At 43.4% G+C, this 26,914-nt stretch carries 30 protein-coding genes and 4 tRNA genes; 15 read left to right on the top strand and 19 right to left on the bottom strand.

The genetic code is table 11. The features are described 5' to 3' along the window. Window positions 1-79 precede the first annotated feature (79 nt). The 3 genes from ACIFSR_RS25360 to ACIFSR_RS25350 are packed head-to-tail and all read right to left on the bottom strand — an operon-like array spanning window position 80 to window position 3,347. Window positions 80-1,234, bottom strand: a complete 1,155-nt coding sequence (locus ACIFSR_RS25360) for an ABC transporter permease (protein WP_430060894.1) — start codon at window positions 1,232-1,234, stop codon at window positions 80-82. Then, window positions 1,227-2,390: an ABC transporter permease gene (locus ACIFSR_RS25355; RefSeq protein WP_430060892.1), complete on the bottom strand. Its 1,164-nt coding sequence runs from the start codon at window positions 2,388-2,390 to the stop codon at window positions 1,227-1,229. The genes ACIFSR_RS25360 and ACIFSR_RS25355 overlap by 8 nt, the downstream gene beginning before the upstream one ends. A 12-nt stretch (window positions 2,391-2,402) precedes the next feature. Next, window positions 2,403-3,347 carry an ABC transporter ATP-binding protein gene (locus tag ACIFSR_RS25350; protein WP_339208784.1) on the bottom strand — a complete coding sequence of 315 codons (945 nt, stop codon included), beginning with the start codon at window positions 3,345-3,347 and terminating at the stop codon, window positions 2,403-2,405. 220 nt (window positions 3,348-3,567) lie between these two features. Between ACIFSR_RS25350 and ACIFSR_RS25345 the strand changes: the two genes are divergently transcribed. The 3 genes from ACIFSR_RS25345 to ACIFSR_RS25335 are packed head-to-tail and all read left to right on the top strand — an operon-like array spanning window position 3,568 to window position 6,055. After that, the gene (locus ACIFSR_RS25345) at window positions 3,568-4,698 is read left to right on the top strand and encodes a sensor histidine kinase (RefSeq protein ID WP_430060889.1); all 1,131 of its coding nucleotides are present in this window, start codon (window positions 3,568-3,570) and stop codon (window positions 4,696-4,698) included. A 41-nt stretch (window positions 4,699-4,739) separates the two neighbouring features. Then, window positions 4,740-5,381, top strand: coding sequence for a response regulator transcription factor (locus ACIFSR_RS25340; protein WP_339208782.1), 642 nt, complete (start codon window positions 4,740-4,742; stop codon window positions 5,379-5,381). 26 nt (window positions 5,382-5,407) lie between these two features. Further along, a complete protein-coding gene (locus ACIFSR_RS25335; protein ID WP_339208781.1) occupies window positions 5,408-6,055 on the top strand; it encodes a DUF1054 domain-containing protein in 648 nt (215 codons plus the stop codon). Between the two features lie 80 nt (window positions 6,056-6,135). On the opposite strand, the gene ACIFSR_RS25330 is transcribed toward ACIFSR_RS25335, so the two are convergent. Further along, complete coding sequence (locus tag ACIFSR_RS25330) at window positions 6,136-9,165, bottom strand: efflux RND transporter permease subunit (protein ID WP_339208780.1); 3,030 nt, start codon at window positions 9,163-9,165, stop codon at window positions 6,136-6,138. Between the two features lie 254 nt (window positions 9,166-9,419). Between ACIFSR_RS25330 and ACIFSR_RS25325 the strand changes: the two genes are divergently transcribed. From ACIFSR_RS25325 to ACIFSR_RS25315, 3 genes are read left to right on the top strand one after another with little or no spacing between them, the layout of a single operon-like run. After that, window positions 9,420-10,181: an ABC transporter ATP-binding protein gene (locus ACIFSR_RS25325; RefSeq protein WP_430060886.1), complete on the top strand. Its 762-nt coding sequence runs from the start codon at window positions 9,420-9,422 to the stop codon at window positions 10,179-10,181. After that, window positions 10,178-11,197, top strand: a complete 1,020-nt coding sequence (locus ACIFSR_RS25320) for an ABC transporter permease (protein ID WP_430060884.1) — start codon at window positions 10,178-10,180, stop codon at window positions 11,195-11,197. The genes ACIFSR_RS25325 and ACIFSR_RS25320 overlap by 4 nt, the downstream gene beginning before the upstream one ends. Before the next feature lie 56 nt (window positions 11,198-11,253). Further along, complete coding sequence (locus ACIFSR_RS25315; RefSeq protein WP_430060882.1) at window positions 11,254-11,916, top strand: TetR/AcrR family transcriptional regulator; 663 nt, start codon at window positions 11,254-11,256, stop codon at window positions 11,914-11,916. A gap of 60 nt (window positions 11,917-11,976) precedes the next feature. Here the strand turns inward: ACIFSR_RS25315 and ACIFSR_RS25310 are convergent, their stop codons facing one another. Beyond that, window positions 11,977-13,170 (bottom strand): MFS transporter, encoded by a 1,194-nt coding sequence (locus ACIFSR_RS25310; protein WP_339208775.1) that lies wholly within the window; start codon window positions 13,168-13,170, stop codon window positions 11,977-11,979. A 175-nt stretch (window positions 13,171-13,345) separates the two neighbouring features. Here ACIFSR_RS25310 and ACIFSR_RS25305 point away from each other — a divergent pair, with 175 nt between their 5' ends. Continuing rightward, window positions 13,346-14,815: an aminotransferase class I/II-fold pyridoxal phosphate-dependent enzyme gene (locus tag ACIFSR_RS25305; RefSeq protein WP_339208774.1), complete on the top strand. Its 1,470-nt coding sequence runs from the start codon at window positions 13,346-13,348 to the stop codon at window positions 14,813-14,815. Between the two features lie 132 nt (window positions 14,816-14,947). After that, on the top strand, window positions 14,948-15,364 hold the full coding sequence (locus ACIFSR_RS25300; RefSeq protein ID WP_076268208.1) for a DUF1885 family protein: 417 nt from the start codon (window positions 14,948-14,950) through the stop codon (window positions 15,362-15,364). A 79-nt stretch (window positions 15,365-15,443) separates the two neighbouring features. On the opposite strand, the gene ACIFSR_RS25295 is transcribed toward ACIFSR_RS25300, so the two are convergent. The 3 genes from ACIFSR_RS25295 to ACIFSR_RS25285 form a co-directional block, all read right to left on the bottom strand. After that, window positions 15,444-15,752, bottom strand: a complete 309-nt coding sequence (locus ACIFSR_RS25295) for a DUF1292 domain-containing protein (RefSeq protein WP_076268207.1) — start codon at window positions 15,750-15,752, stop codon at window positions 15,444-15,446. 120 nt (window positions 15,753-15,872) lie between these two features. Next, window positions 15,873-16,436: a stalk domain-containing protein gene (locus ACIFSR_RS25290; RefSeq protein WP_076268206.1), complete on the bottom strand. Its 564-nt coding sequence runs from the start codon at window positions 16,434-16,436 to the stop codon at window positions 15,873-15,875. Window positions 16,437-16,605: 169 nt separating this feature from the next. Further along, window positions 16,606-16,809 carry a hypothetical protein gene (locus ACIFSR_RS25285; protein ID WP_430060879.1) on the bottom strand — a complete coding sequence of 68 codons (204 nt, stop codon included), beginning with the start codon at window positions 16,807-16,809 and terminating at the stop codon, window positions 16,606-16,608. 132 nt (window positions 16,810-16,941) lie between these two features. Here ACIFSR_RS25285 and ACIFSR_RS25280 point away from each other — a divergent pair, with 132 nt between their 5' ends. Beyond that, entirely contained in the window at window positions 16,942-17,670 is a 729-nt protein-coding gene (locus ACIFSR_RS25280; RefSeq protein ID WP_430060877.1) for an MBL fold metallo-hydrolase, read from the top strand. A gap of 65 nt (window positions 17,671-17,735) precedes the next feature. Here the strand turns inward: ACIFSR_RS25280 and ACIFSR_RS25275 are convergent, their stop codons facing one another. Both ACIFSR_RS25275 and ACIFSR_RS25270 read right to left on the bottom strand, forming a co-directional pair. Next, on the bottom strand, window positions 17,736-17,987 hold the full coding sequence (locus tag ACIFSR_RS25275; RefSeq protein ID WP_076268203.1) for a DUF3892 domain-containing protein: 252 nt from the start codon (window positions 17,985-17,987) through the stop codon (window positions 17,736-17,738). A 136-nt stretch (window positions 17,988-18,123) separates the two neighbouring features. After that, window positions 18,124-18,291: a hypothetical protein gene (locus tag ACIFSR_RS25270; RefSeq protein ID WP_430060875.1), complete on the bottom strand. Its 168-nt coding sequence runs from the start codon at window positions 18,289-18,291 to the stop codon at window positions 18,124-18,126. A 190-nt stretch (window positions 18,292-18,481) separates the two neighbouring features. On the opposite strand from ACIFSR_RS25270, the gene ACIFSR_RS25265 reads away from it, so the two are divergent. Together ACIFSR_RS25265 and ACIFSR_RS25260 are read left to right on the top strand one after the other, a co-directional pair. Then, window positions 18,482-18,655: a YjfB family protein gene (locus tag ACIFSR_RS25265; RefSeq protein WP_076268202.1), complete on the top strand. Its 174-nt coding sequence runs from the start codon at window positions 18,482-18,484 to the stop codon at window positions 18,653-18,655. A gap of 207 nt (window positions 18,656-18,862) precedes the next feature. Then, a complete protein-coding gene (locus ACIFSR_RS25260; RefSeq protein WP_339208765.1) occupies window positions 18,863-19,033 on the top strand; it encodes an aspartyl-phosphate phosphatase Spo0E family protein in 171 nt (56 codons plus the stop codon). Between the two features lie 361 nt (window positions 19,034-19,394). Here the strand turns inward: ACIFSR_RS25260 and ACIFSR_RS25255 are convergent, their stop codons facing one another. Continuing rightward, window positions 19,395-19,994 (bottom strand): DUF5067 domain-containing protein, encoded by a 600-nt coding sequence (locus tag ACIFSR_RS25255; RefSeq protein ID WP_430060873.1) that lies wholly within the window; start codon window positions 19,992-19,994, stop codon window positions 19,395-19,397. Between the two features lie 375 nt (window positions 19,995-20,369). Here ACIFSR_RS25255 and ACIFSR_RS25250 point away from each other — a divergent pair, with 375 nt between their 5' ends. Then, window positions 20,370-20,744: a winged helix-turn-helix transcriptional regulator gene (locus ACIFSR_RS25250; protein ID WP_430060871.1), complete on the top strand. Its 375-nt coding sequence runs from the start codon at window positions 20,370-20,372 to the stop codon at window positions 20,742-20,744. 62 nt (window positions 20,745-20,806) lie between these two features. On the opposite strand, the gene ACIFSR_RS25245 is transcribed toward ACIFSR_RS25250, so the two are convergent. Continuing rightward, window positions 20,807-21,349 (bottom strand): NAD(P)H-dependent oxidoreductase, encoded by a 543-nt coding sequence (locus tag ACIFSR_RS25245; protein ID WP_430060869.1) that lies wholly within the window; start codon window positions 21,347-21,349, stop codon window positions 20,807-20,809. Between the two features lie 298 nt (window positions 21,350-21,647). Continuing rightward, window positions 21,648-21,723: transfer RNA gene (locus tag ACIFSR_RS25240), tRNA-Val, on the bottom strand. Between the two features lie 200 nt (window positions 21,724-21,923). On the opposite strand from ACIFSR_RS25240, the gene ACIFSR_RS25235 reads away from it, so the two are divergent. Beyond that, window positions 21,924-22,886: an S-layer homology domain-containing protein gene (locus ACIFSR_RS25235; protein WP_430060867.1), complete on the top strand. Its 963-nt coding sequence runs from the start codon at window positions 21,924-21,926 to the stop codon at window positions 22,884-22,886. A gap of 58 nt (window positions 22,887-22,944) precedes the next feature. On the opposite strand, the gene ACIFSR_RS25230 is transcribed toward ACIFSR_RS25235, so the two are convergent. The 3 genes from ACIFSR_RS25230 to ACIFSR_RS25220 form a co-directional block, all read right to left on the bottom strand. Beyond that, window positions 22,945-23,637 carry a uracil-DNA glycosylase gene (locus tag ACIFSR_RS25230; RefSeq protein WP_430060865.1) on the bottom strand — a complete coding sequence of 231 codons (693 nt, stop codon included), beginning with the start codon at window positions 23,635-23,637 and terminating at the stop codon, window positions 22,945-22,947. Window positions 23,638-23,689: 52 nt separating this feature from the next. Continuing rightward, a complete protein-coding gene (locus ACIFSR_RS25225; protein ID WP_430060863.1) occupies window positions 23,690-24,175 on the bottom strand; it encodes a hypothetical protein in 486 nt (161 codons plus the stop codon). A gap of 171 nt (window positions 24,176-24,346) precedes the next feature. Then, window positions 24,347-24,742 (bottom strand): RDD family protein, encoded by a 396-nt coding sequence (locus ACIFSR_RS25220; RefSeq protein WP_339208756.1) that lies wholly within the window; start codon window positions 24,740-24,742, stop codon window positions 24,347-24,349. Window positions 24,743-24,962: 220 nt separating this feature from the next. Here ACIFSR_RS25220 and ACIFSR_RS25215 point away from each other — a divergent pair, with 220 nt between their 5' ends. Further along, window positions 24,963-25,478, top strand: coding sequence for an RNase H family protein (locus ACIFSR_RS25215; protein ID WP_430060861.1), 516 nt, complete (start codon window positions 24,963-24,965; stop codon window positions 25,476-25,478). Window positions 25,479-25,677: 199 nt separating this feature from the next. On the opposite strand, the gene ACIFSR_RS25210 is transcribed toward ACIFSR_RS25215, so the two are convergent. From ACIFSR_RS25210 to ACIFSR_RS25200, 3 genes are all read right to left on the bottom strand, one after another. Then, window positions 25,678-25,763: transfer RNA gene (locus ACIFSR_RS25210), tRNA-Leu, on the bottom strand. Window positions 25,764-25,784: 21 nt separating this feature from the next. Continuing rightward, window positions 25,785-25,861, bottom strand: a tRNA-Ile gene (locus tag ACIFSR_RS25205). Between the two features lie 37 nt (window positions 25,862-25,898). Then, window positions 25,899-25,975 (bottom strand) — tRNA-Met (locus ACIFSR_RS25200). A 415-nt stretch (window positions 25,976-26,390) separates the two neighbouring features. On the opposite strand from ACIFSR_RS25200, the gene ACIFSR_RS25195 reads away from it, so the two are divergent. After that, the gene (locus ACIFSR_RS25195; protein WP_339208753.1) at window positions 26,391-26,903 is read left to right on the top strand and encodes a 2'-5' RNA ligase family protein; all 513 of its coding nucleotides are present in this window, start codon (window positions 26,391-26,393) and stop codon (window positions 26,901-26,903) included. The last annotated feature ends 11 nt before the right edge of the window (window positions 26,904-26,914 follow it).

Below are 26,914 nucleotides of genomic sequence, written 5' to 3'. Positions count from 1 at the left end.
ATGTCATTAACTTTTGACAAATTTACAATACAACGATGATGAAGTCAAGCCAATTTTCAAGTGATTGCTGCTTAGCATTTTAGCTTATGCGATTTGGTCTGAGCACGGCCGAACCAAAGGCAATCAGCACAGCAGCGAATAAAAGCAGGATAAGAAGCGGAAGCAAGACGTCACTAAAGCTGCCCCCGCCGCCTAGACGATCAATTGCTGTAAGCGCCCATTTTTGCGGAAAGAAATTAGCAAGCTTTTGCATAAAATCAGGTAGCATGGAAAGTGGAAAGAAACAACCGCTGATCATGCAGGACGGAGCGATGATAATGTTGTTGATTTGAGACAGCTGCGTGCTATTTCGCACCAGACCCGCTACTGCTGAAGCAAGGCCGACAATTGCAAGCAAGAAGAATTCCAATACGAGCAGCATCCATCCAAACGAGATACCAGGTGAATAGTCAAATACAAAATAAGTTAAGCCTAGAACAATGACAAGTTGAATCGTGCCCACAAGCATGCTGCCCAAAAAATTTCCAAAAGCAATATCAAGCGAGCGAAGCGGCGCTGTGTACATCCTTGCCATGGTGCGCTGCTCTCGATCTTCCATAATGAAACCGATAGACTGGCTGACAAGCAGCATAACAAACATAAGGATGAGACCGATCATCGTTGGATCGGATACAATTTTGCCAAGCTCCATTTCCGTATTTACAAGGACAGCTTTAGGTGAGGCTTGCGCTTCCAGCAAAGCGGTCAGCTTAGATAAATCCACTGGAGATTTAGGGTCAGTCCCTCTTACAAGAGCGGCAGAGGAAGACAGCTTCTGAGCTTCTGTCTGAAGTGTCGCTTCAAGCGAAGCATTCCAAAGCTGCGTATTCATTCGGTAAAGCTGAGCTGATGAAGGGCCTCCCTCCATCATTTTTGCTGAGAAATCCGAAGGAATATAGATGGCAGCATCCGCTTTGCCCTCTAGGACTCGATCCTTTAATTGCTGTTCATTCATCGCCGGCTCCGAATGAATCTCATACAATGGCTCTTTCTGTAACGATGAGGCCAAATATTCGCCTAATATTCCTGTGTCAGCATTATTCACGATAATAATAGCCTTATCTCTATTCGTACTAGCGAACAACCCTGCCATAATTGATAAAATAATCGCTGGGACAAGAACATTCATAATCAATCCGCGACGGGAACCCATGGTGCGTCGTACGAGATGCGCAGCAATTTGCAAACTAGGCATGCTGTCTCACCACCTTTGGCAGTCTAATGACTGCGATTATTGTTATACCTAATGCGATCGCTCCAAGAACACCGATTCCATTCCAAACCGTTGCTGAAGCTTCACCGTTCATGATGGCGCGAAGTGCATCATTTGCCCAATAATTAAGCGTCCACTTATCGAGACCTCCTACAATCTTCTCAATGTCTGGAATCATTCCGCCGCTAATAAAGGTCATGCTAAATACAATGATGCTGAACAGCGTTTGTGTCGTTTTTTTGGATCGTACGAAGGATGAGACCGTAATAGCAAGTGCAGCCCCAGCAGCAGTCGTAAGAAGACAAGCCAGCGCAATAGCTCCAAAGTTATTTCCCCAATCAACGCCATATACAAATGCTGTAAATGCGATAATCACTGCCGCCTGCAGTGCTGCAAGCATGAGTCCTCCTAAAATAATGCCAAATACAATGGCTCTAAATGAGCCTGGAATTGCGTACATACGCTGCAAGGTTCCCGCTTCCCTCTGATTGAGCAGCGCGATCGTCGCCGTCATGCCGCCATAGAGCAAAAACATAATTAAGTAGGCCACAGAATAGTATTGCATCGCTGATTCTTTGCCAAAGGCTTGATTATCTCCTGAGCTCAAATTTTTCGTCTCAATATGTGATTGTCCTGCTGGCGCTTGACTTTGAGCTGCACCCGCACTTAGCTCTGGTCCAAGGATTTGCAAAGCTGCGGCTTGCAAATTTACAGCAGCCATATATTTATTGATAAAAGCAGAAGCAGCAATATTTTTTTCTTCATAGCGCCCTTCAAACGTTGACCAATTCGCCGTTTCCCCTGAGCTTAACTCACTGGAGAAGTTTTTCTGAATCGATACGCCATAATCAGCAACACCCTCGCGTATCCAGTCCTTTACCTCCTTCTCTGACTTTGCCTCTAGAACCTTCACATATGGTTTTACTGCTTCATTGCTCCAGAAAGCATCGATGCTAGCTCGCATTTCCCCCTGATCCGCATTATATAGGGCAATTTTAGCCGGCTTTATTTCTGTGTCAAATGCGCTGCCAAGCAGCAAAATCAACAATAAGGGCAAACCGATTAAAATAATAAGAACGGAACGCATCCGTGTATATTTTATAAGCTCATAATAAGCAGCTGTCCACCATGCTGGCATCACCATCATCTCCTATTCGTCACGTAATGTGCGTCCGGTCATTTGCAAGAATAGAGATTCGAGATTCGGCTCTTCCCGCGTCAGCTTGCGAATATTAATATCATGCTTCTGAAGGATAAACAATAAATCCTGTAATATAGACAGAGATTCCTTCACCGTCACTTCAAGCGTCAAGCTATTATCTCGTTCTGCAAGCTGAAGCACGCCTGGATGCTCAGCCATCTCTGTCATTGCCGGCGCCGATTTTTTATCAATTTCAAAAATCAGCTTCTCTTCTTGGCCAACCTGACGTTTTAATTCATCCTTCGTCCCGCATGCAATAAGCTTGCCTTTATCAAGAATGCCGATTCTTGTGCAAATCGCTTCTACCTCTTCCATGTAATGGCTGGTGTAAATGACGGTAGAGCCTAACTTATTTAATTCCCTTACGGACTCCAAGATATGGTTCCGTGACTGAGGGTCGATTCCAACCGTTGGCTCATCCATAATGATCAGCTTTGGGCGGTGCATGATGGCGCAAGCAATGTTCAGTCTCCGCTTCATACCACCTGAGAATGTGCTTGGTTTATCCTTCGATTTGTCCAGCAACCCTACGAATTGCAGCGCCTCATCCACACGATCGCGAAGCAGCGAACCTCTGAGACCGTAAAGCTTTGCAAAAAAAGTAACATTTTCGCGAGCGGTCAACGTCTCATAGATAGCCAGCTCCTGCGGCACTAAACCAATCCGTTTCTTCACTTCAAGCGGATGCTTGCGAATTGAAAAACCTTCGACCAAAATATCTCCGCCGTTTGGCTTCAGCAAACCAGCCAACATATGAATCGTTGTACTTTTTCCCGCTCCATTTGGACCAAGTAAACCAAAAATTTCACCCTGATCAATATTGAAGCTAAGATGATTAACCGTTATCGTTGTGTCGTATTTTTTGACAACCTCGCGAAATGTAACTAGATTCATATTTATTCATCCTTTCAGTTCGTTTCTGATAAACCAATTGTACGTCATGAAAGGCAACGAAACAGGTCTAAAAAGTCATCTTATGAAGGTGACTAAAGTCATCTCTTTGTAAAATGGCTTCTATCCGCATGAAGGTTGGATGAAAAGCGGTTTCAGTCTCGTTCGCTCATTAAACAATGTGCTATAATAAATCAAATTCAGCTGCAGGAGCTGCTCGGATATGAAGAAACAATTGAATCAAATTCGTTCCTTGTTAGTAGCGATTCCTTCTATTATTAGTATCGTTCATGTCGAAGCAGGTTTATATGCTCATTACACCGCCTCTGTACTCCTTGCTCTGCTCCTAACGAAAGCTGGCTCCATGTATCCTAAATATCGAATTTTATTGCTGGTGCTGGAGTTAATCGCTTTTTCATGGTTTTCCTATTCGTACGGCGGAGTACTGTTTCTATTGCTTTTCTCCACCCTTATTGCCTCATTTCAACAAAGGCCGACTCGCATGGTAAGCACAGCTTGGACCATCGCTGGCTTAGCTGCTTTATTGACAGGTATGTATGGCAGAGAACCCGAAATCATATTTGCCGTATCGGTACTATGGATAACTACAGCAGCCGTCCTCTATGCTTCCAACGAGTTTGAGGACAAACATCATCAAATAGAAGATTTATACGGAGCACTTGCTGCCAGCCATGCAGAGCTTGACTCAGCCAGGCGCAGAATGCAGGATTACGCTTTGCAGGTTGAGTATCAAGCCCAGATCGAAGAGCGAAACCGCATCGCCAAAGATATTCATGATGATTTGGGGCACCGCCTCATTCGCGTCAAAATGATGTCCGAAGCGGCTTTGCATTTATTCGATGCAGATACCGCAAGAGCTCGCAGCACGGTTGAGCAAATGCGTGATCAGCTGCAGGACAGCATGGAGCTGATGCGCAGAACGGTACGAAGACTTGCATCAGATGCGGAAAAGGACGTTAGGCAATATGCCCTCGACCGTCTGGTTGAAGAATCCGCTTCTGCTCTAGGCATATTCGTAAGCTTCCATGTAACGGGTCATCCCAGACCGCTTTACCCCAGCATCGAGCTCATTTTATTCAAAAATGCCCAAGAAGCGATTACGAATGCTGTTCGGCATGGAAAAGCGACGTCGGTTTCGGTTACTTTAAATTTTTTAACTGCGTACGTAGCGCTGACTGTATCCAATAACGGCAGCTTGCCCGACGAGCCTATCGAAGCTGGACTTGGCATGAAGGGGATGCGAGAGCGGATTGCCTTAATTGGGGGCCAAATGGACTGGCAGAAGGCCGATCAGTTCTCAATAACGACAACACTTCCGCTGCTTGGCGGTTAACGACGATTCTGCTCTTTTTAGAAATGGAGAGATTTGAGCAAATGATTGAAGTGCTGATAGTGGATGATGATCCTTTTATTCGAGAGAGCATGAACGTTATTTTAGGATTGGATAACGAATTGCATGTCGCTGGCGTTTGTGCAAACGGTCTGGAGGCTGAACAATTTGCCCGCCAACATCCCGTCGATGTCGTGCTAATGGATATTCGAATGCCGCTCTGCGATGGTGTGGAAGGAACGAAGCTGCTTCGCGCACTTGATCCCCCACCTGCCGTGCTTATTTTGACGACATTTGATGATGACGAGTACATCGCGCAAGCCATCCGAAACGGAGCCAACGGCTATTTGCTCAAAAATGTACCGCCAAGCCGTATTATAAGCGGCATAAAGACTGTTCATGAGGGTTCTGTGCTGATCCATCCCGACATCGCCCGTAAATTGGCTGGGATGCTGGAGACGCCACGAGCCGATTCAACCAAATCAGTAATGATTTCAGGACTTACACAAGCTGAGGTACAAATTGTTCGTCTGATTGCGGACGGTCAATCCAATAAAGAAATTGCCGCTACCCTTTTCTTAAGCGAAGGTACAATTAAAAATTATATTACTGAAATACTTAATAAACTCGAGCTTCGAGACCGAACGCAAATCGCCATTTTTTATTTGAAATTATTGCACCAATAATTGTTTGATTGAAGGAGATTAATTTAATGACAACACAGACTACTTCTACCCAGCTTGTTGGCTTTACACAAGCCGATTTCGATGTTTTTGCGCTTCAAGGGCTTGAGGAGCGTATGGCTGCTATCCAAAATCAGATTCAGCCTAAATTCCGAGCGATCGGCGAGCAGCTCAGCGTCGATGCAGCTGTTCATGCCGGCAATGAAATGTACTTGCATGTTGCAAGGCATGCTCGTCGTAAAGTGAATCCGCCAAAGGATACTTGGCTCGCCATTTGCGCTAGCAAACGCGGCTACAAGGCACATCCGCATTTTCAGCTTGGATTGTTTGATGATCATCTATTTATGTGGTTTGCACTCATTTACGAGGTTCCTCATAAATCCAATATCGCAACGGCCTTTCTGAACCAAATTGATGAAGTTATTGCAAATGTACCTAAGGATTATGTGCTTTCACTTGATCATATGAAAAAAGAGTCCACCGCTGTCAGTACGATGTCAAAACAAGATTGGAACGATGCGCTCGTTCGTTTCCGTGATGTTCAGAAAGCTGAACTGCTTATCGGCCGTCATGTGCAAGCGAGCGATCCGATTCTCAAAGACGGCGATGCACTGCTTGAGCTTACTTCCTCCACTTATAAAACGCTTATGCCGTTATACCATATGGCTAATGTATAAGAATGGATTTAATATCTATTCAAAAAAGGCAGTACCTTTAGGTCCATTCTGACCTAAAAGTACTGCCTTTTGTCGTTTAATTACACTTGCTGTGATGCAGCCGCTTCCGCATGGGCGGAGGAAGCCAAATTGCGACGTTGCTTGCGTGAAGTACGGAAAAATAACAGCTCATAGACACAAGGAACGATAATTAGCGTGAGCAGCGTAGCCGCAACTAGCCCGCCAATAACGACGATCGCTAAACTTTGGGAGACGATGCTGCCCGATTCATGCGAACCGAATACGAGTGGCAGCATCGCGGACACTGTCGCCACCGCAGTCATTACGATTGGACGCATCCGTGTCGTAGCCGCTTCAATCAACGCTTCACGAATCGGCATCGTCAGCTCGTTTTGCTTCACACGATCAATTAATACGATAGCATTCGTGACGACAATTCCGATAAGCATCAGCGCTCCGAACATGGCTGTGAAATCCGGCGTTACGCCTGATACGAGCAAGCCTGTTACTGCACCGATTGCTGCAAGCGGCAAGGAGATCATAATCGCCAGCGGAGCACGAAGCGTCTTGAACGTCAATACCATGATCAGATAAACAATACCGATGGAGATAAGCGCTGTTAAGCCCAAATCTGCAAAGTCGCTCGATTGGTCAGCCGACGCTCCGCCTACTGCAAGGCTGACGCCATCAGGAAGCTTGAGATCCTTTGTTGCTTTTGATATTTCATCGCCGACGACCGATAGTTCTTTTGGTTCGGCGCTCGCTGTGACGCGGATATACGTTTTGCCTTCTTTATGATAGTACAAAGATGGCTCCTCAGTACGAACCAACTCCGCTACCTTCGACATCGGTGTTGGACCAGACTCTGTCATTACGGTTAATTTCTCTAGTTCTGCCTTTGAATCTGGGTTTACAACAGGCAGCATAATAACCGGAATTTCACTGCCTTCTTGCTGGATCGAACCTATCGGCAATGGATTAAGCATGCTTTGCAGCTGCATGGCTACCTCTTGGCCTTTGGCAAGGGTAGGATCAACATGGAAGGAATAAACCGACTTTTTCTCCTCTTGATTGCTCTCAACCTTGAGCACACCGTCGATAGGTTTAATCGCTGCGATCAACTGGTCTGCGGTTGTAGAGAGCTGCTCCAAGTTTTCACCAGAGACATCAATGTAAATTTGCGATGATCCGCCGCCCATAATTAGATCGGCCGCATCAACCGTCAAGGTTGCGTCCTTATAATTATCCTTCTGAGTCTTGATATTATCCATCAAGAGTTCTGCGTCAACGCCTTCCTTCAAATCTACCATATAAGTAATGAGCGTTGGCGAAGTCACCGAGCCATACTTAGCCGCATCTGCACTATTGCCAAGCATCATCATGACCCATTCAATATCTGGATTTGCAGTTAGATAGGATTCGAATTTCTTCCCTGCTTCGAGTATTTGATCCGCAGGTGTATCGCTCGGATATTGCAGTGCTACATTTAAATTCCCCGCGCTCGAGGAATCAAGCGCTCCTTTTGGCATGAACATATAAGCGCCGATCGATCCTGCAAACAGCAATACCGCAATGATTAACGGCACTAATTTATGAGCAAGATTCCAACGAATGAAGGAAGCGAATTTTGGAGAACCAGCATGCTCCTTCTCCTTTGTGCCGCGAAGCAATATTGCACTTAAAAGAGGTACAACCGTCAGCGCTACAAGTAGAGAAGCGAGCAATGAGTAAGCGACTGTCAGCGCGAATGGGAGAAGAAATGCTTGCAATGAACCGCGCAGAAGGCCCATTGGCAAAAATACTGCGACTGTAACGAGCGTTGACGAGGTAATGGCCGAAGCCACTTCCTTCGTTGCATCCGTAATTAGCTTAATAGAGAAGGACTCCTTCTGCAGCCTTCTATAAATATTTTCAATAACGACGATACTATCATCGACGAGCCTTCCAACCGCGACGGCTACGCCTCCAAGTGTAATAATGTTAAGTGACACACCAGAGAGCTGGAGCAGATACAGCGTTATGCCGAGCGACAACGGAATCGAAACAATCGTCACGAGCGTTGCTTTAAAGTTGCGCATGAACAATAAAATGACGATGGTTGCGAACAATGCGCCAAGCAAAACCTCTCGCAGCATACTATTAACAGAAGATACGACCGAATCAGATGTGCTCAAAATGATGGAAGCATCGATTCCTTCCACATCTGCATTTAAACGATCAATCGTTTCTTTGATTGCTTTGCCTACATTCACAGCATTCGCATCAGCAGATTTAGAGACCGTGAACATAATCGCATCTTTGCCGTTCATACGGCTTATGCTTTCTTGGTCTTTGGCGAGTTCAACCGCTGCAACATCCCCAAGCTTCACACCTGCTGCAACAGGAAGCTTGCGCAGTGTTTCCACATCAGATACTTGATCGTACACGTTAATATTGCCATCTGCGCCATCCAACGTGCGTTCCCCGAGTGAAACCGACGCTCCCCTGCCTTGAAGCACGCCCATTAACGCTTGTACCGAAATTCCTGCCTGTGCAAGCTTCTCCGTATCTGGTACGACATGAACCGATGGCGACGATTTGCCGCTAATGCTAACCTCGCCCGCACCCTCGGTCTTTTTAAGCTCCGCCGTTACTTCTTTCAGCTTTGCGTCTTTTTGCTGCTCAGATAATCCTTCATCAAAGGTCAACGTCACCCATGAGATTGGAATCATTGAAGTATTCAATTGCAAGACGAAAGGCTTCATTACATTTGCCGGAAGCTGTACCTGAGCGACCAATTGCTCGACTTCCGTCTTCGCTTCCTTCATATTCGTCTTCGAATTGAAATTCAAGCTGATTTGAGCATAACCATCACCTGATGTAGAGAACATATCCGTTTTTCCTTTAACGAGCGTTACAGCTTCTTCCAAAGGATTTGTGACCATCTGCTCCATCGTCTTCGCGTCATTCCCCGGCCCTATTGCCGTGACCATGACCTGTGGATTATCTGCAGCAGGCAGAAACTCCATCGGCAGCCTCAGATAGCTGATTACCCCCATCACTAAAGCCATAATGACGATCAGTATAATAGCCGCCTTATTTCGGAACGACCATTCCGTCAATTTACTCATTTGTTTCCGACTCCTTCTCCGATTACGGATTTCTTTTTTTGTCTTTTCTAATCATAGAGGGAAAGTATGATTACCAAAAACGTCCAGAGAAGGTAATTGGTTCACGGCTTTAGTCTTAATTCATCTACGACCAGAGACTGAGGAGGTGGACAGCCTGGAAGAAAAATGAGTAAGTACTCACTTTTATTTATGGCATTCTCTGTATATAATTGGGGGAGTGATTACTCATTTGAGAAAGTGGAGCGTGATCGAAGATGACTAACAGTCCAGCAATATTAGCTGAAACAACCTTCGCCGTAGAATTGCAAGACATTAACCGTTCATTTGGGGATCGTACCGTTCTTGATGGCATTACACTTTCTATTCCGCGAGGTGAACTATTTGGTTTATTAGGTCCTTCGGGCTCGGGAAAAACAACGTTGATCAAGGTCATGACTGGAATAGACAGGGCAAATGCCGGATCGGTCCGAATGCTTGGCGAGCCCATGCCGCAGTTGAAAATGCTGCAAGCCTTTGGGTATATGGCTCAATCAGACGCTTTGTATAGTGAATTGACTGGCAAGCAAAACTTAGCGTTTTCTGGGGCCATGTTTGGATTAAAGGGAGCCATACTGCAAGATCGAATTCAAACGGTCTCCAAGCTTGTTGCGCTAACCGATCATCTTCATAAGCAAACGGTTGCTTATTCTGGCGGCATGAAACGCCGGCTTTCGCTAGCAATTGCGCTATTGCATGAGCCTGAGCTTCTCGTACTCGATGAACCAACCGTTGGCATTGATCCTGTTTTACGCCAATCGATTTGGAAAGAGCTATCTGCACTGAGCAAACAAGGCGTGACCATTATTATAACAACCCATGTCATGGACGAGGCCGAGAAATGTGATCGGTTAGGGCTCATACGAAGCGGAAAACTTACAGCCATCGATACGCCTGAAGCACTGAAGCAGCAAGCAGGCTGCGCCACACTCGAAGAGGCGTTCATTGCGCTTGGTCAAAGCAAAGGAGCGGAACAATGAGAATACGTGCGCTCGCCATTCGAATTATTAATCAATTTTTGCGTGACAAACGAACGCTTGCCTTATTATTTCTTGCTCCCCTGCTCATCTTAACTTTAATGAAATTAGTTTTTGATGGGCAAGCTGTCTCTCCAGCAATCGGAATGGTTAATGTGCCTGCAGCTTTAACAGAAAAGTTTGAGCAGCTTAATGCTGAAATCACACTTTATGATGAAAGTGCTGCTGCTCAAGCTGCTTTACAAGACGGCAAGCTCGACGCGATATTGGAAGCGAGCGGCGGCATGCCTAAACTAACGCTTGAGGGCAGCGATCCCTCCATCAATAGAGCGGTAATATTGCTTATTCAAAGCGTGATGCAACAAGGCTTAGATAAATCCGCCCCAGCTATATCATACTTGCACGGCGGTCCTGACATGGCTCCATTCGACTCCTTTGGGCCTGTCTTAATAGGCTTCTTCTCGTTTTTCTTTGTTTTCTTACTTGCAGGTGTCTCCTTCCTGCGCGAGCGAACGAGCGGTACTTTGGAGCGCTTATTAGCAACGCCAATTAGGCGAAGCGAAATCGTAGTCGGTTATTTAGCCGGTTTCGGAATTTTCACCCTAATTCAAGCCTGCTTGATCGCCTGGTATTCCGTTCAAGTTCTTGGGATGTACATGGAGGGCAGCATTTTGTATATGCTGGTCATTAATTTATTATTATCATTAACAGCGTTAACACTCGGAACACTGTTGTCTTCTTTTGCAAGCAGTGAATTTCAGATTATACAGTTCATTCCTATTGTCATCGTGCCGCAAGCCTTCTTCTCAGGGTTGTTTAACCTTGATGCCATGAACCCCTGGCTGCAAAAGCTAAGTTACCTAATGCCTCTTTACTATGGTGCAGATGCTATGCAGGGAATAATGATACGCGGCGAGAGCTGGGGTGATTTTCAGGTAAATGTATATGTGTTGGCGGGATTTTCCTTATTGTTTGCAGTATTGAATGTACTGGCTCTAAAGAAGCACCGCCGTATGTAGACAATAGAACAACTGGTATAATCAAAGGAATGGGTTAACGCGAAGGAGTGTCTTGCATGTCAGAACCGGTCGATCAATGGCTGCAGAAGCTATTGCAACTAGATAATGAAGAAGAAAAAATGACGGAAAAACAATTGAAAATCGTGCAGGCTGCCTCCGAAATCTTTGCTGAGAAGGGCTTTGCCGCCTCTTCTACAAGTGAAATCGCCCAGCGAGCCGGTGTGGCAGAAGGAACTATTTTTCGTCATTATAAAACCAAAAAGGATTTGCTTTTCTCGATTGTTGCGCCTGTTATGGCAAAGTTAATCGCTCCTTTTGTACTTCGCGATTTCTACAAGGTTCTCGAGAGCCGCTTTGACACATTAGATCTTATGCTGCGCGCAATTATAGAAAATCGCATTGCATTTGTTGAGCGTCATGTTCAGGTGTTGAAAATTTTTGTTCAAGAGATTCCTTTTCATCCCGAACTGCTGGACCAATTCCAGAAGCTCATCCTCTCAAAAGTGGTACAAAAATTCAGTATTAGTATTACGCAATTTCAGCAGCAAGGCGTAATCGTTAATTGGGCCCCATTTACTGTCATTCGATTAATCGCCTCATCCTTAATCGGTTATGTCCTTAGCCGTACGTTCATCGGAAAAACAGATGGCATTCACTGGGATGATGATTTAGAGAAAGAGGCGACTATTACTTTTATTATAAAAGGGCTTGCCTCTTAAGCTCCAAAAGAAAACAAGCCGGTCACCCATCGCAAAATGAGGAACCGGCTTGTTTTCATTTTATTTTGCAGCGTTAACTTCTGTTTCCGAGGCGCTAGTTTTGTCCATTTGACGGAAACGAAACAATAGCAGCAGTGCAGCTAGACATAGTATGCCCCCGAGCAAGTATGGTAGTCCCATTTCTATCGTGAAGAAAAATGAACCTAGCAGCGGGCCGGCAATACGTCCCAAACTGTCCATCGAAGAGCTTAGACCGGATGCTACCCCTTTGCCAACAGTCGTCTTCTGAGTGATGAGCGAGGTGACACATGGCCTAATTAAGGCATTGCCGATTCCGAATACAGCAAGTGACAACGTAGCCCACCAAAGGGAATGTGCGCCTAGAAGCATAAAAAAACCAAGTGCCGAGATGACAAGTCCGATCGCAATATATTTCGGCTCCTCGCCTGTCTTAATTCTCCGTCGCACAACTCCGCCTTGAACGAGTGCTCCCACAAAGCCGCAAACAAAAAATAAGATTCCGACCTGAAATGGAGTCACATCAAAACGCCGCATGCCAAAAAACTGCAGGGTCGCTTCCATTCCAGCGAGAGTGAATGTTACAAAAAAGGCTAACACATACAAATATTTAAGCGGTCCTGTAAACGCAGCCCAGCGTGATACACGCTTCTCTGATTGGCTGCTCCGCTGCTCAGGCGTTAGTGATTCCTTGAGCTTTGATGCAGCCAAGATGAACGTTAACAGTGCTAACGCTGATGCTGCATAAAATGGCGTTTCCAGTGAGATCACGCTTAATAAACCGCCAACGCCAGGACCGATCGTAAAGCCTAGCCCGATGGACATCCCAACGAGCCCCATCCCCTTAGTTCTTTCCTCAGGCGATGTAATATCAGCGACATACGCTACAATAACGGAAGCAACCGCCCCCGAGAACAAGCCCCCTAGCACCCTTGAGAGGTACATGAGCGTTAAGTTTCCTGACGATAAACCAAATAACAAGAAACTTGCGGCGAAGCCAAGAATACCTATTAAAATAATCGGCCGTCTGCCGATACGGTCGGACAAGCTTCCCCAAAATGGTGATAAGAAAAAGGAAACTGCAGAATAAACAGCAAGCATCCAACCTGTATGGAGTTCCGCTTTGCTCGGATCTGCGGCTTGAATAATTTCTGGCATAACCGGGATGATAATGCCGAACCCTATAAATGTTGTCATTAAAGTAGCCATTACAATTAGCATTCGTTTATCTTTCATAATACAACCCCTCCACCAACCTATGTTACCATATCCATTTATCACACATGTATGAACAATTGAAGAACAAATTGAAAATGATGCTCCTATCTCAAAAATGAAGCTTGCATTCCCCCCTGTATTTGCTATACTCAACTTTGTTTGTAAACTTTAAAGAAAGGCAGGGATGAAAGCGATGGATCACAATTTAACCCCGCTCTTCACCGCGCTTCGTAAGCATGCGGAGCAGGATCCCGTTCAGTTTCATATTCCCGGACATAAAAAGGGATTAGGCAGCGATTCCGAATTTCGCGAATTTATCGGCGATAACGCGTTGTCGATCGATTTAATCAATATAGCACCGCTTGATGACCTGCATCAGCCAACCGGCGTTATTGAGGAAGCGCAGAAGCTAGCTGCTGACGCTTTCGGAGCAGACTATACTTATTTCTCTGTACAAGGAACAAGCGGCGCAATTATGACGATGATTTTAACCGTATGTGCCCCGGGAGACAAAATCATAGTGCCCCGTAATGTTCACAAATCCATTATGGCCGCTATTATTTTTGCAGGTGCCAGACCAGTATTCATCTCACCAGCCCGTGACAATACGCTTGGTATTGATCATGGCATAACGACCCGCTCCGTCCGTAAAGCGCTTGAGCGCCATCCGGATGCAAAGGCCGTGCTTGTCATTAACCCAACCTATTTCGGTATTTGCGCCAATCTTAAGGAGATCGTTGATCTCGTTCATAGCTTTGATATCCCTGTTCTCGTGGATGAAGCACATGGCGTACTCATTCATTTCCATGAGAAGCTGCCAATGTCAGCGATGCAAGCAGGCGCGGATATGGCTGCGACAAGTGTTCATAAGCTCGGCGGTTCTATGACGCAAAGCTCGGTTCTTAATGTGCGCAAAGGAAGAGTTAACCCGCATCGTATTCAAACCGTTATCAGCATGCTTACCACAACGTCGACTTCGTATATTTTGTTAGGCTCGCTTGATACGTCTAGACGCAACCTTGCTTTGAACGGACATGCAATCGCTGAGCGCGCGATTGAGCTTGCTCAATCCGCACGCAAACAAATCAATGAAATCCCAGGTCTTTATTGCTTCGGAGAAGAAATTCTCGGCGATGAGGCTACTTATGATTTCGATCCTACTAAAGTTTCCGTTCATGTTCGCCACCTTGGCATCACAGGATATGAAACGGAGAACTGGCTTCGCGACAACTATAATGTGGAAATTGAAATGAGCGATATGTATAACATTCTTTGCTTAGTTACGCCTGGAGATACCTCTGATTCCGTGTCTAAATTGTTAACTGCCCTGCGTGGATTGTCTGAACATTTCCATGAAGGCGCTGAAGCACGTGAATTAGTGGTCAAAATTCCAGATATTCCACAGCTGTCCTTAACGCCTCGTGATGCTTTTTACGGTGAGACAGAAGTTCTTCCGTTCAAAGAATCAGCTGGCCGAATCATTGCTGAATTCATTTATGTATACCCGCCAGGCATCCCGATTCTGCTGCCAGGCGAAGTCATTACCCAAAAAAATATCGATTATATCGTGGATCATGTCCAAGTTGGATTGCCTGTCAAGGGGCCGGAAGATCGCAGCATCGAGTTCGTTAAAGTAATCGTTGAAGAAACAGCCATTTCATAATAAATAATAAAACCGATCTTCAGGAATCTTATAGAAATCCTGAGGTCGGTTTTTTTCTAATTATTTTTACGGAATACCACTTATTGTCAACCTATTTCGAGCATGCTATGATGTTGGCAGAGGTGAGATGCGATGAGTCAAAGCGCTTATATCAAATTTGTGCAAGGATCATCCGTGGAGAAACTGACGCTGCAAGAAATTAAGAACGAGCTTATAGGTTACCGGGAGCAAACAAGCCTTACCGGCTCGCAATTGGATTGGGACTATGCCGAAGCCGCATTTCCTTATACGATCGAATCGAAGGATGATGATCGTTGGTTTTATTTAAAGGGTATTAACCACCTTTATAAGCATATCATCTTTGGACCCGGCGAAACGGCAAGCGCAGCAGGCCAAAACGTCCCTTGCGTTCAAGTCGTGTTACCAGAGGAAGCTACGCACGGAGACAAATCGAAAGCAAATGAACTATGCAAATATATAGCGAAGCAGTTGAAGGCAGAACTGACCATGTTTAATGGAAGAACGATTTATTTTAATCCACGCAAATAAGTTAATAAAAAAAAAACGATCCGCAAGCGAAACTCGCAGATCGTTTTTTTAGTACTTGATCGTTTAAAGCTTAAGAGAACTAGTTCTCTTCGCTTTCCGTACGAGCAATTTCTTCGTAAATCGCTGTTACGCGATCCCATTCCGCATCATCTTCGATGCCAACTAGGAAGGACTCATCGTTTTCTTCTTCAATACGGAAGATAACGCCGTCTGCTTCTGGATCGTTGCGATCCAGCAATACAGCGTAAACTTGGCTTTCGGATTCAAACGTATAAACCATGACCATTTCACGTTCCTGGCCCTCGTCGTCAGTCACGATAAAGACATGCTCTTCATGCTCGTGGTCTTCACCACAGCCGCAATCATCGCCATGCTGATGTTCGCTCATGTTATTACCCCATTTCAATAATGTTTACAGACTATCGTATATTAACATGACACTCTATCAACGGTCAAACGAAGACGCCCCTATGAAGAAAAGGAGCGCCTTAGGTAGACCATTTGATTACTACAAAGAAGAAATTAGTTTTTCTGAAACAACAGTCCACTCATCTGAGCCCTTAAGCTTAAGGTAAAAACGAATCGGATATTTCCCGCTAGATTCGAATTTATATGAGATATCTTCTGTAGCGAACCAGAAATTATCTTTTGATGTTTTGACACTTTCCGTTTGAATCACTTTCTCTTTACCATTCGGATCGAAAATGGAAACCTTGACGGCTACAATATCCGTCATCAAGTTATCGATCTGGGCAAACACTTTAAACTTCGCTTGATAGCCTTTTGCTACGTTTCCGAATACCGCATTATTTTGGAACAGAAACATATGCACGTTAGGTTTATAAACGGTCGCTTTTTTCGTTTGATTGTCCCATTCCACAATGGCCTGCATAGATGTGGCTAATTGACGAAGCGGCAAATAAGTTTTGCCATCGGTCATTATTCCACCGTCATCCTGATCATCTCCGTTAATGAGAACGCGAACCTTCTGTATAGCCGAGTCTGCGAACATCATCGATCCACCCCAAAGAGATAGCAGCAGAAGCAGAATAACGATTTTTCTGATTTTCATAGTTGTAAGCCCTCCATCCGATAGCCTGGATGAAAGGTTATACTCGTCAACCCGAGCAAAGTTGCGCGATTTATGAAACATTTTTAATCCCATACTACAACTTAACCATTATTGTCAAATGCTGTTGAAACCTGCGCTTGCCTGGGAAATATTAATGTGGAAATAATAATTACCCATACGTTCTTGTTAAAATGCAAGGAACACCTTTGCCGACTGTACCAGGATTTTTCATTCTTGCAAGGTATGCCATCCCTCTTGTACACGGTGTTTTACATACTGCACAGGTATCCGAAAGTACAAGTTTATAATTATACTGTTTCCGATCGCTTGCCGGCTGTTTCTTCTTTATAACTTTGCCTTTTCCTTTGCTCATCACTTGTTCGCCTCCACTGTACGTATCGCTTTAGCATTGTATGTAGACACGGGCGAATGTGCATCTTTATTTGTCAGATATATTTTAAATTTGGTACATTAAACAATATAGAAAGCTGAGGAGGTGTGATTCATGAAAATAAAAATGATTGGGACAGGCAGTGCCTTTGCCAAAAAATACGATAATAATAACGCTATTATTGAAGTGAATGGCTTCCGATTGCTCGTAGACTGCGGAATCACTTTACCGAAGGCTTTACATCAACAAGGACTTGCCTTCTCTGACCTGGATGCTGTTCTCATCAGTCACATTCATGGGGACCATGTAGGTGGATTAGAAGAATACGCCTTTCAAATGATGTTTAAATATAATCGAAAGCCTGTCCTATACATAGCAGAGTCGTTAGTTGAACCGCTTTGGGAGCAAACGCTTCGCGGAGGTTTAACGCAGGATCCTTTAACCAAGCTTGAAGATTTTTTCGAGGTCCATCCGATTCAGCCAAATAACGTATTTGAGATTCATCCTGGTTTGACTGTTAAGCTGTTGCAAACGAAGCATATTCCTAATAAGCCAAGCTATTCCTTTATTTTTAACAACAGCTTCTTCTACTCTGCCGACATGCGATTTGATCCAGAGCTGCTTCAGCAATTAGTTGATGATGGCGTAACGACTATTTACCATGATTGCCAGCTTGAAGCGCCAGCTGTTGTTCACGCAAGCCTGGAGGAGCTTCTAAGCCTTCCTGAATCTATTCAAAGTAAAATATGGCTTATGCATTACGGGGACACCATAGAGCAATATGAAGGTCTAACCGGCCATATGCGAATCGTTAGGCAGCATGAAAGCTATGAGATCAACTAAATACAAAAAAGGCGCCGACATCTAAGAAGTGCGGCGCCTTTTTATTAATGTTGTTAACATTTCATTTAGAACATTGGAAGCTGATCCAAATTGTTTGTTGGATCTCCATCTGCGTCGCCTCGAATATAGATGTCGCCATCTTTTCCTTTAAAGGCATTTACCCCTGCAATATGACCTGCTTGTACCTCTTGAAGTGCCGTTGCATAGTCAAGCACTCGGCCGCTATTCGTTTTGAATGCGGTAAGATCACCGTCTCCATCCTTTTGTACGGCAACAATTTGCTCCCTAGTATCTTGTCCGCCAACCTCGTGACTCATCTTTGTTAGCCCCTCTCAACTTATAAGAATGTACAGCCAATTTATATCATGCCTTGCGTGTGCAATAATTATGCACAATCGCTTACAAAAAAAATCCAGCGCTATCGCATGAGGAGCGAATGCTGGATTTTTGTTTTTATTTTCTTTTGATTGCGTCAGCTGGAAGTTCCCTTCGCCAAACAAACTGCTCGTCATGCGACAAGGAATCATGTATTGCGAAATTTGCTACAGAACCAATAACAATGCCAATAATTCCAAACATCCCCAATAGCCAAATGGCTAAATAGGCATACTCTGCTGCCAACAGCAACCGCCTCCTGCGCGCTTTCTATCATCGTATGCTGAAAATCATGCCTTTAGTATTGTTTAAATTAAATACACAATTAGGTCGCATGAATTAGCTTTATGCAGCATATCAGCGCAGATCCAGCGAGCAACGATTTATTGTAAAGAAGTTGATCGTTTTTGCCGATAATGGAATAAGGAGGTGTTTTATGGATATAGCAGCAGCATCTATTGCGATGAATCAGAACAGCTTAGCACTTGCAGCGAGCATCCGAGTGATGTCTTTAGCAAAGGAACAAGCTACTCAGCAAGCCCAGGATATGGTTCAAATGATGAAACAAGCACAACCTCATTTAGGCCAAAGCATCGATATACAAGTTTAAACTAAACCCCCAAAGGCATGAATCGCTACTTGGGGGTTTTCCATCTTGAAACTGTTTCAAATGAAACGGATATGTTTAGTAAATCTAATACGAAGGCCTGCTTATTTGAGATTGTTCAGAAAACTAACATTATCCTAATCTCATTGTTAAAAAATTCTAACAACCTTCGTTTATCCTTAATTTAACAAATGAAAAGTTGGAGGGATTATGATGAACATTTGCTTTTATCAACAAAGAATTGAAGAAGTACGAGCTGAAATGGTTGAAATATTTGGCGCATGCAATAATTTTACAGATCAAGCTGTTCTCAAAATTAGCCAAGAACTGGATTATCTCTTAAATCAATATTCTGGATGTTTAACAAATCATTCAAATTAGCCCTTTCACATGAAGAGGTTTTCTTATATGGCATGAACGAATATGAAATTACGTTTTGGAGGTTTGATTGTGGAGATAAAATAAAAAGGACCCTTGCTATGCAAGGGTTCTGAACGTGCACCTAGCTTATCCAAATTTTGCAGCATTCTCCTCTTCACCTCATAAGGCTCACGATCCTAACTGCCACAACGACATTCGATTTCCCTGTTTTGATTTTCCCTCCTGCTTCCTCTAATTAACTACTTTACCTTGCCATGTTCGGCGCAGCTCTCTCTTAAAAAAATGGAACAATCAACAGCCGCGATTAAAGTTAGCTTATTCGGGATAAAAAAACACCCACAATAATGGGTGCTTGTTTCTACTATTTTAAAACGATTTGAGCTTTTTTCCCATCATCTTCAAGCTTAATTATAAGACTTTCATTGGAACTAGCTACCGAGTCTGGAACTTCGATTACAACAAAACCTTTTTTGCTCGCTAATGGTTTAATACTATTTTGACTCAAGTCTCCATCGATCATAGTTACAGTGTAATCATATTCATACTCGCCTTTAAAAATAGCTTTCATTCGAATACCATTTATCATTGCAGTAAAATCATTTGCCTCTTTGCCATTATTGGTAACATTATAATTTAATACAATAAATTTATTGCCTTCATCAGCGCTTGAGGAAAACATATCACTACTCACTTTTTGATTAAACTCAAATGATTCAAGGGTAATTTCCCAAGTGCCTAATTTGAATTTATCACCTGGCTTGAAGGATGCTTCTTTCGGTTCCTCCGTAGGCGGAGTTTCCGTTTCTTTGGGTGTTTCAGTAGCCTCAGTCTCCTTGCTATCCACCGTGCTTGCTTGATTGTTATTCGAAGATTTGGCTGCATTATTTGTTTGTGATCCCCCGCATGCTGATAAAACAAGCAATATGAGTGCGAGTAATGTAAAGATTTGAACTTTTTTCATCAAACTTTCCCCCTTCAACAATTTTCTACATATTACCACAAATTATAAGGATTGTCTTAGAAATATTTGTCATACTACGTCAATTCTTTTTCAAGTAATTGATACCTATAATAGATTGCTAAAAAATACTTTTAATAATTGCTCCATTTAATATCCATAAAATGGTAGTTGTTGATGTTTCTCATTTGCTATATCAAGCACCTTTTTACTGCCAGAGTGTTTTGAACTAATCGTTTCGAAATGGTATAGTAAGTTTATTGCTCCCAAGTTGACTTTTCAGCGAATTGTCAATTTCAGAAAAAGCGAATTCTTAGCATAGAGACGCGGCAGCACCTGCCTTTTTCGTCGAATATCTCAAAAGGAGGATAACAGCCCATGCAGGTTGAAAACTGTGTACCATCTGGCATTCAACCCAAAGACACTGGCTTCGGCTACACATTGTCTGTTATTGGCGGCAAATATAAAATGACCATACTGTACTGGCTCTCCGAAAACAAGGTCATGCGTTTCAATGAGCTGCAACGGAGAATCGGCACTATATCCTTTAAAACATTAAGCGTGATGTTAAAAGAGTTGGAGACAGACGGCATTGTCAGTCGCGAGGAATTCCCACAAATCCCTCCCAAAGTTGAGTATTCCTTGACCGAGTTGGGGCAAACGATTATTCCGGTACTGGATATCATGTGCCAATGGGGAGAAAAAAACGGCATACCAGCCGCGCAGGCGGCGACAATCCCGCTTTCGATATAAACACTCAAGAAGAAAAGCAGCATTTCCATGGATGGAAATGCTGCTTTTCGTTTCACCACTAATTAAAGACTATCAATAAAATCAACATAACCCTGCGCGCTAATATCTAATTTCCTTAAGTAATCTGGATTTCCTTCCGTCTCGTATTCTGCGCCATAGAAGGCATAGAAGGAACGATAATCGGCGCCGCAATACAAAAATGTCGTGTCAAAGGGAGATAGGAGTTGGTCAAGTCCGTAACGGAGTTTCCCTTCTTCGGTAAAGTCTTTTTCCCTTCCACCGGCGGTTACAGCTAGAGTGGTTTTTCGATTTCTTAATTTATCGCCCGTTGACCCGTATGCCCACCCGTAAGTTAGCACCTCGTCAAGCCATTGTTTAAGCAGCGGTGGAGAACTGAACCAGTAAACAGGGAACTGCAAAACTAAATTGCTATGCGCTTCAATCAATTGTTGTTCCTTTTCCACGTCGATTTTTCCGTCGGGATAGGCTCTGTGCAAATCGTGAACCGTATATTTGTCGGGATATTTACGAAGCTCTTCCGCCCAGCGTTTATTGACGATGGATGCTTCCATGTTTGGATGTGTAATGATAACAAGTGTTTTCAATGTATTGCCCTCCTTGAGCGGTATTTGTTTCTGAACTAGAGTATAGATCGCATCGCCGCATTGCGGAAGTATGCACTTTTAGTTCACCTACTTACCATAAGGTAAGTACTGTACCGAACAGCTAGTTCCAAATGTTAATCGAATCTTTTAAAAAATCTTTACTGATTTGAATCGGAAATGGAATGCTTAATGTGGTCAAGGAGAGAATGTTGAGGAGAATCTGAGGGTTAAGGTATCGCAGTTTTGATTATAAAAACAAAAAAAGCCTTGATTATCAAGGCTTCCGAAGTTTAAGTTATGGTGATCTGAACAGGGTTCGAACCTGTGACCCCTACCCTGTCAAGATAGTGCTCTCCCAGCTGAGCTACCAGATCATGTTAGCGACAATTAATAATATATCAGGTGCAAGACGCCAAGTCAACATATTTCTTTACAGATTTTTCTGACTCTCCACTCTCATCGCGATGTCTCCACAAAAGTGGAATCGGTCATAATGATTGTATAATAATTGCAACAATTTGTCTTTTAACGACGTCAAGTAAGTGCTGCAGCAAATAAAAGAAGAGGTGACCGTATGAAAAGACGATTGATACTGACAATGACACTGGTTGCAATGATGCTCTTCACTCTTGGACAATCCGTATGGGCATTCAAGGACGTTAAAAATGACGTAAACGAGTCTAAAATTAACGAGCTTAAGAAGATGGGCATTATAAGCGGAGATAAACATGACAAGTTTAATCCTAAGGGCAAGCTCACTTATGCCGAAGGCGTTTCTTTGATCGTTAAAGGGCTAGATATTAATATCAACCACATCCGCTTCATTAAAGAACCTAAAGCAAGCGACTATTTTACAAACATAAAAGACAACGCTTGGTATTCGCAAGCTTTTATCATCGCGAGCATTAATGGTCTAGAAATTCCAAAAACGGTCAAAGCTAACGACATCATGACCCGCGAGCAATTTGCTCATCATTTGTTTAAAGCTATGATGACGAAAGGCGATTACGCCTTTATTGAAATTTTCATGCAGTTGGAAGATGCGGCTGATGTGAACAAAACCTATATGGACAGCATTCAAAAGCTTCTCATAAGCAAAATCGTCACATTGGATAGTGCGAACAAGTTTTATCCTAAAAAAGCTATTTTGCGCGGTGAAGCAGCAGGCTGGCTTTATGACGCCATTACATTTGTAAAGGAGACGGCTCCAATTCCAACTAAGCCTGAGCAACCGAGCCTCGACCTGAAGCTTTCAATTGAGGCGGTAAACCCGCAAGTCAATAAAGTAACCGTAAGCACTCAAGTCGGACATCCCGGTTATGGTTTCCGTATTACTTCTATTGCTTTCGAAGGAGATCAAGCTTTCATCAATGTAGAATTGGTCATGCCTGATCCTGATAAAATGTATCCTCAAGTTATTACAGACGTATCCGCCTCCACTTATATTGATGCTAAGCTAAAGCCAGTACTCACCCAATCCTCGCAATCTACGGGATCAAGTGAATCATCAACAGGCAAAGCGATCATCATCAATTAGAACAAAAAAGACTTCTCTACCTGTCTTATAACCATCAGACAGTTGAGAAGTCTTTTTTTTATTTGCTTTCAAGCTCATTCAGCATCGGAATCGACCAGTCAATCGGCTCGCTTCCAATCGATTCTAGGAAACGATTTGTCCTGGAAAATGGTTTGCTTCCAAAAAAACCTTTGCGAGCTGCAAATGGGCTCGGATGCGGTGAAATAATTAAATGATGCTTGTCCCCATTAATATGCTTCGCTTTCGCTTCTGCATTCTTGCCCCAAAGTATAAATACCACGGGCTTCTCCCTATCGTTTAGAGCGGCAATAATCTGATCGGTAAATTGCTCCCACCCTATCCCTTGATGGGAATTAGGATTGCCATCCTCCACCGTAAGCACTGTATTAAGAAGCAGCACTCCTTGCTTAGCCCATGAAAGCAAGCTTCCATGGTCAGGCACAGTGGCCCCTACATCCGACTCCAGCTCTTTGTAAATGTTTTTTAATGAAGGAGGTACCTTTAATCCTGGCTGCACGGAGAAGCTAAGCCCATGCGCCTGCTTTGGTCCATGATAAGGGTCTTGTCCTAAAATGACCACTTTCGTCTGCTCATAGGATGTATGATGAAGTGCATTGTATATATTTTCTGCTTCCGGATAAACCGTGGCCGTTTTATATTTCTCTGCCAATATGGCAAAAAGTTCTTGCATGTAAGGCGCTTCAAGCTCACTTTGCAATTTCTGCGCCCAATCATTTGCTAATGTATTCATAATCATTAATATCCCCTTCAAACGCAATCGTTTGTTGAATAAGCAGCCTTTATTAGCTCTGCTTATCAAACCAATTATAAAAAACTTGATTAATATATTGTCCAGTAAGCAAATATGGAACCGTCTCTTCTTCTACAAACGACTCTTTTCCTTGAATACTAAAATAAAGCCATAAAGCGATTCCTTCGGAGAATGAATCAGGCTGGTAATCAGCTTCATTTAATAAGCCTGAAATGACAGACATACAGTCCTCTATCGCTGCCTCCCCTTCAGAATGATACGTTTTAAGCTTTATTTTCAAATAGGAATAGACATAAGGAAACTCCTTGTTTCCGCCCAGAGAAGAGCTGTAGAGCGCTGTAGAGATCGCAGCTGCCATTATGCCGGTTTTCCACTGCTCCGCTTTTTCCGTGAGTGAAACATCATCCTTAAACCGATGTAGAAGATCATTGTAAAGCGTGTCCTTTAAAGAGAATATCTCCGCATAGAGTCGACGCGCGCTTAGCTTAAGTGAATTCTCCTCGTTCTTGTGCTGCATCAACCATCCACCAACTTCCCTTATTGCTCAGGTATTTCAATACAACTCTTAGTTTACTTCATTCAAAATAGAGAAAGCAAAAAAAGTTCCCGCATTAAATCTCGTGGCAAATGCCAAAAATATAATAAAAAAAGCCCGCTGCATGATATCGCAACGAGCTCATAAGACAGCTTAATCAGAATGCACCACTTCTGTTCCTGCTATAAAATCATGAATCGCTCTTTTGTCCTCTCGTAAACCGACCATAAAGGCGCTGACGATCACAGCAATACCTAATGTTAATCCATAAACGAGTCCACCGACAACATTACGCAATAACATGGTGCCTATACCTGGAGGTGAGCCATCCAGCTTTCTAATCTGTACGCCGCATATCCTTTTCCCAATGGTATAGCCGCTCCAAAATACCGGAACCAGTAACGAGTAAAGGAATGAGACCACATCTGTAAAATAATCTCTACCTTCATTACCTCCTGTAAATAATAATGAAATAATGGCTAATGGAATGCCAATAATAATGCCATCCAGCAACGAAGCTCCTAATCGAATCCAAAAACCTGCGTTCATGCCGAGTCCCCTCCAGTATTACATCATTAATGTTACTCCCTTATTCAGACACATTCCTATTAAAACTTACGCTTATCAGCTCCGATGTATACCTTAATCCATTCGCCTATCCTTAAAGTAAAAAATATTTCGAGGCATTCCCGTTTGAAGACTAACCCATCTCTTTTTTGACGATGATTAAAATAATGAAAGAAGGAATATAATCTGGAGGATAGATTTTGTGGATACTACAACAGAATTGCTAATAAAAAGAGCATATGCCAATCCCCGTTTAAGACAAAACATTGTGAACAAGAGTATGATTTGTTTGTATTGTGACTACTCCGGTTTCGTTGCGCAAAATAATCATGGAGCTGCTTGTTGTTTTGTCTTCAATAGAACAATACGCGTTACCGCCAAAAAAATTATGATGGAATATATTGAAGGTTCCAATTACGGTGAATTGCTTGCTGTTCGTTACAGTCTAGAAATACTTGCAAGTGCGCTGACGGAGTATGAGCCGAAGTTCGCTATTATCTATACTGATTGCAGTCAAATCGCAAACATTTTATCAAAAGATTATTTTTCTCATTCACACTATAAAGATGCTAGAGATGAAATATTGGCAGTTCTACATCATTTAAATAATATGTATCCCAACGTTCACATACAAATAAAATACATAAGCAAGCACAAGAAAAACAATACACTCCATAGGTTAGCCCATAATGCTGCGAGACAAGCTGCTATAAATTAATTACTGCCAGCCTATAATTTACTTAACAGCTTTAGAAATTAACATATTAAATTAAATTGCTAGATATTAAGTACCTAACGATAAAAAAACCTCCTTTGCTTAGAACTGACAAGTCAGATTCTATAAAGGAGGTTCTTTTATCGTTTGTACATCTTATGTACTTCGTGAAAACCATTGACTCGTCAATGTCTTCGAGGTATGCCGAGGACGGGAATCGAACCCGTACGGTGGTCACCCACCGCAGGATTTTAAGTCCTGTGCGTCTGCCAGTTCCGCCACCCCGGCATGTTGTAAAGGTTTTGCTTATGGTGGGCCCTGAGGGACTCGAACCCCCGACCAATCGGTTATGAGCCGACCGCTCTAACCAACTGAGCTAAGGGCCCTCGAAAAACGTATATTTCAACGTATTCATCGAAAGGTTGGTTGCGGGGGCAGGATTTGAACCTGCGGCCTTCGGGTTATGAGCCCGACGAGCTACCGGGCTGCTCCACCCCGCGACGTATATCCATTTGAGCAAAGCCAGTTGAATTGGCGACATAAAATAATATACTATATAGGTGTGTTTTAAGTCAAGCAAAATATTCTAATTTATTTTCTTTTTATTTTTTATGGTATAAACCTCACTCCGTATCGCCCTTTTCGGGATCGAAATACCTCTACCTCATGCGGAGTTTCATAGCCATACATCCAACCGTCATTCTCCATTCTCCTAACCAAACAACCCGCTTGAAATTTGGTTTCATATAGGCGAACCCAATATACCCATCTCATGTCATCCCTCCACTATCTTATTGGAGAAGCTGATGCTTATCACTCCAATAAAAGCTGTATACATTAGAATACCCCAAAATTGGGATCATACATGCAAATGGGGTATACTCAAAATAGGTCATTTCGAAGGAGCTGAAGACCATGTTATATGGAATTGTTGTTTTCCCCGAAAAGCATGTACAGGACTTCGCTAATAGCTGGCGAAGACGCCATGATCCGCATTACACAGCTGTGCCTGCTCATTTGACAGTACGATACGCAGAAGATTGGTCAGACGATGAATTGCAGCTTGCAGTCGCTCATTTAGAGCAAACAACATCTAAGCTGCCTGCTTTCTCTATCCATTTGAACCGTGTATCTACTTTTTTCCCTGTAAGTCATGTGCTCTATTTAGCGCTTGAAGACACCGTTTCCATGCAGAAGCTCCAGGAGAGCGTATGCAGCGGTCCGCTGGCCATTGTCGAGCCCAAATATGTTTTCACGCCACATGTCACGATAGGGCAAGAAATCTCAGCTGATGAGCTGCATGATTTATTCGGAAATCTGCGCATGCAGTCCATTGATCTTACTTCGAGAATTGATCGCATACACCTGATGTATCAGACCGAGAACGGCTCTTGGACCGCTTACCAGTCCTTTCTATTACGAGGTTAGACAAATATTAA

Source organism: Paenibacillus sp. NRS-1760 (assembly GCF_050467785.1).
Taxonomy (GTDB): domain Bacteria; phylum Bacillota; class Bacilli; order Paenibacillales; family Paenibacillaceae; genus Pristimantibacillus.
Note: the sequence above shows the minus strand (reverse complement) of the source record. Positions and strands in the feature narration are given on the sequence as shown.

Coding starts and splice junctions, on each gene's coding strand:
- ACIFSR_RS25360 (WP_430060894.1), bottom strand. CDS start 1,234: ATGCCTAGTTTGCAAATTGCTGCGCATCTCGTACGACGCACCATGGGT.
- ACIFSR_RS25355 (WP_430060892.1), bottom strand. CDS start 2,390: ATGCCAGCATGGTGGACAGCTGCTTATTATGAGCTTATAAAATATACA.
- ACIFSR_RS25350 (WP_339208784.1), bottom strand. CDS start 3,347: ATGAATCTAGTTACATTTCGCGAGGTTGTCAAAAAATACGACACAACG.
- ACIFSR_RS25345 (WP_430060889.1), top strand. CDS start 3,568: ATGAAGAAACAATTGAATCAAATTCGTTCCTTGTTAGTAGCGATTCCT.
- ACIFSR_RS25340 (WP_339208782.1), top strand. CDS start 4,740: ATGATTGAAGTGCTGATAGTGGATGATGATCCTTTTATTCGAGAGAGC.
- ACIFSR_RS25335 (WP_339208781.1), top strand. CDS start 5,408: ATGACAACACAGACTACTTCTACCCAGCTTGTTGGCTTTACACAAGCC.
- ACIFSR_RS25330 (WP_339208780.1), bottom strand. CDS start 9,165: ATGAGTAAATTGACGGAATGGTCGTTCCGAAATAAGGCGGCTATTATA.
- ACIFSR_RS25325 (WP_430060886.1), top strand. CDS start 9,420: ATGACTAACAGTCCAGCAATATTAGCTGAAACAACCTTCGCCGTAGAA.
- ACIFSR_RS25320 (WP_430060884.1), top strand. CDS start 10,178: ATGAGAATACGTGCGCTCGCCATTCGAATTATTAATCAATTTTTGCGT.
- ACIFSR_RS25315 (WP_430060882.1), top strand. CDS start 11,254: ATGTCAGAACCGGTCGATCAATGGCTGCAGAAGCTATTGCAACTAGAT.
- ACIFSR_RS25310 (WP_339208775.1), bottom strand. CDS start 13,170: ATGAAAGATAAACGAATGCTAATTGTAATGGCTACTTTAATGACAACA.
- ACIFSR_RS25305 (WP_339208774.1), top strand. CDS start 13,346: ATGGATCACAATTTAACCCCGCTCTTCACCGCGCTTCGTAAGCATGCG.
- ACIFSR_RS25300 (WP_076268208.1), top strand. CDS start 14,948: ATGAGTCAAAGCGCTTATATCAAATTTGTGCAAGGATCATCCGTGGAG.
- ACIFSR_RS25295 (WP_076268207.1), bottom strand. CDS start 15,752: ATGAGCGAACATCAGCATGGCGATGATTGCGGCTGTGGTGAAGACCAC.
- ACIFSR_RS25290 (WP_076268206.1), bottom strand. CDS start 16,436: ATGAAAATCAGAAAAATCGTTATTCTGCTTCTGCTGCTATCTCTTTGG.
- ACIFSR_RS25285 (WP_430060879.1), bottom strand. CDS start 16,809: ATGAGCAAAGGAAAAGGCAAAGTTATAAAGAAGAAACAGCCGGCAAGC.
- ACIFSR_RS25280 (WP_430060877.1), top strand. CDS start 16,942: ATGAAAATAAAAATGATTGGGACAGGCAGTGCCTTTGCCAAAAAATAC.
- ACIFSR_RS25275 (WP_076268203.1), bottom strand. CDS start 17,987: ATGAGTCACGAGGTTGGCGGACAAGATACTAGGGAGCAAATTGTTGCC.
- ACIFSR_RS25265 (WP_076268202.1), top strand. CDS start 18,482: ATGGATATAGCAGCAGCATCTATTGCGATGAATCAGAACAGCTTAGCA.
- ACIFSR_RS25260 (WP_339208765.1), top strand. CDS start 18,863: ATGATGAACATTTGCTTTTATCAACAAAGAATTGAAGAAGTACGAGCT.
- ACIFSR_RS25255 (WP_430060873.1), bottom strand. CDS start 19,994: ATGAAAAAAGTTCAAATCTTTACATTACTCGCACTCATATTGCTTGTT.
- ACIFSR_RS25250 (WP_430060871.1), top strand. CDS start 20,370: ATGCAGGTTGAAAACTGTGTACCATCTGGCATTCAACCCAAAGACACT.
- ACIFSR_RS25235 (WP_430060867.1), top strand. CDS start 21,924: ATGAAAAGACGATTGATACTGACAATGACACTGGTTGCAATGATGCTC.
- ACIFSR_RS25230 (WP_430060865.1), bottom strand. CDS start 23,637: ATGAATACATTAGCAAATGATTGGGCGCAGAAATTGCAAAGTGAGCTT.
- ACIFSR_RS25225 (WP_430060863.1), bottom strand. CDS start 24,175: ATGCAGCACAAGAACGAGGAGAATTCACTTAAGCTAAGCGCGCGTCGA.
- ACIFSR_RS25220 (WP_339208756.1), bottom strand. CDS start 24,742: ATGAACGCAGGTTTTTGGATTCGATTAGGAGCTTCGTTGCTGGATGGC.
- ACIFSR_RS25195 (WP_339208753.1), top strand. CDS start 26,391: ATGTTATATGGAATTGTTGTTTTCCCCGAAAAGCATGTACAGGACTTC.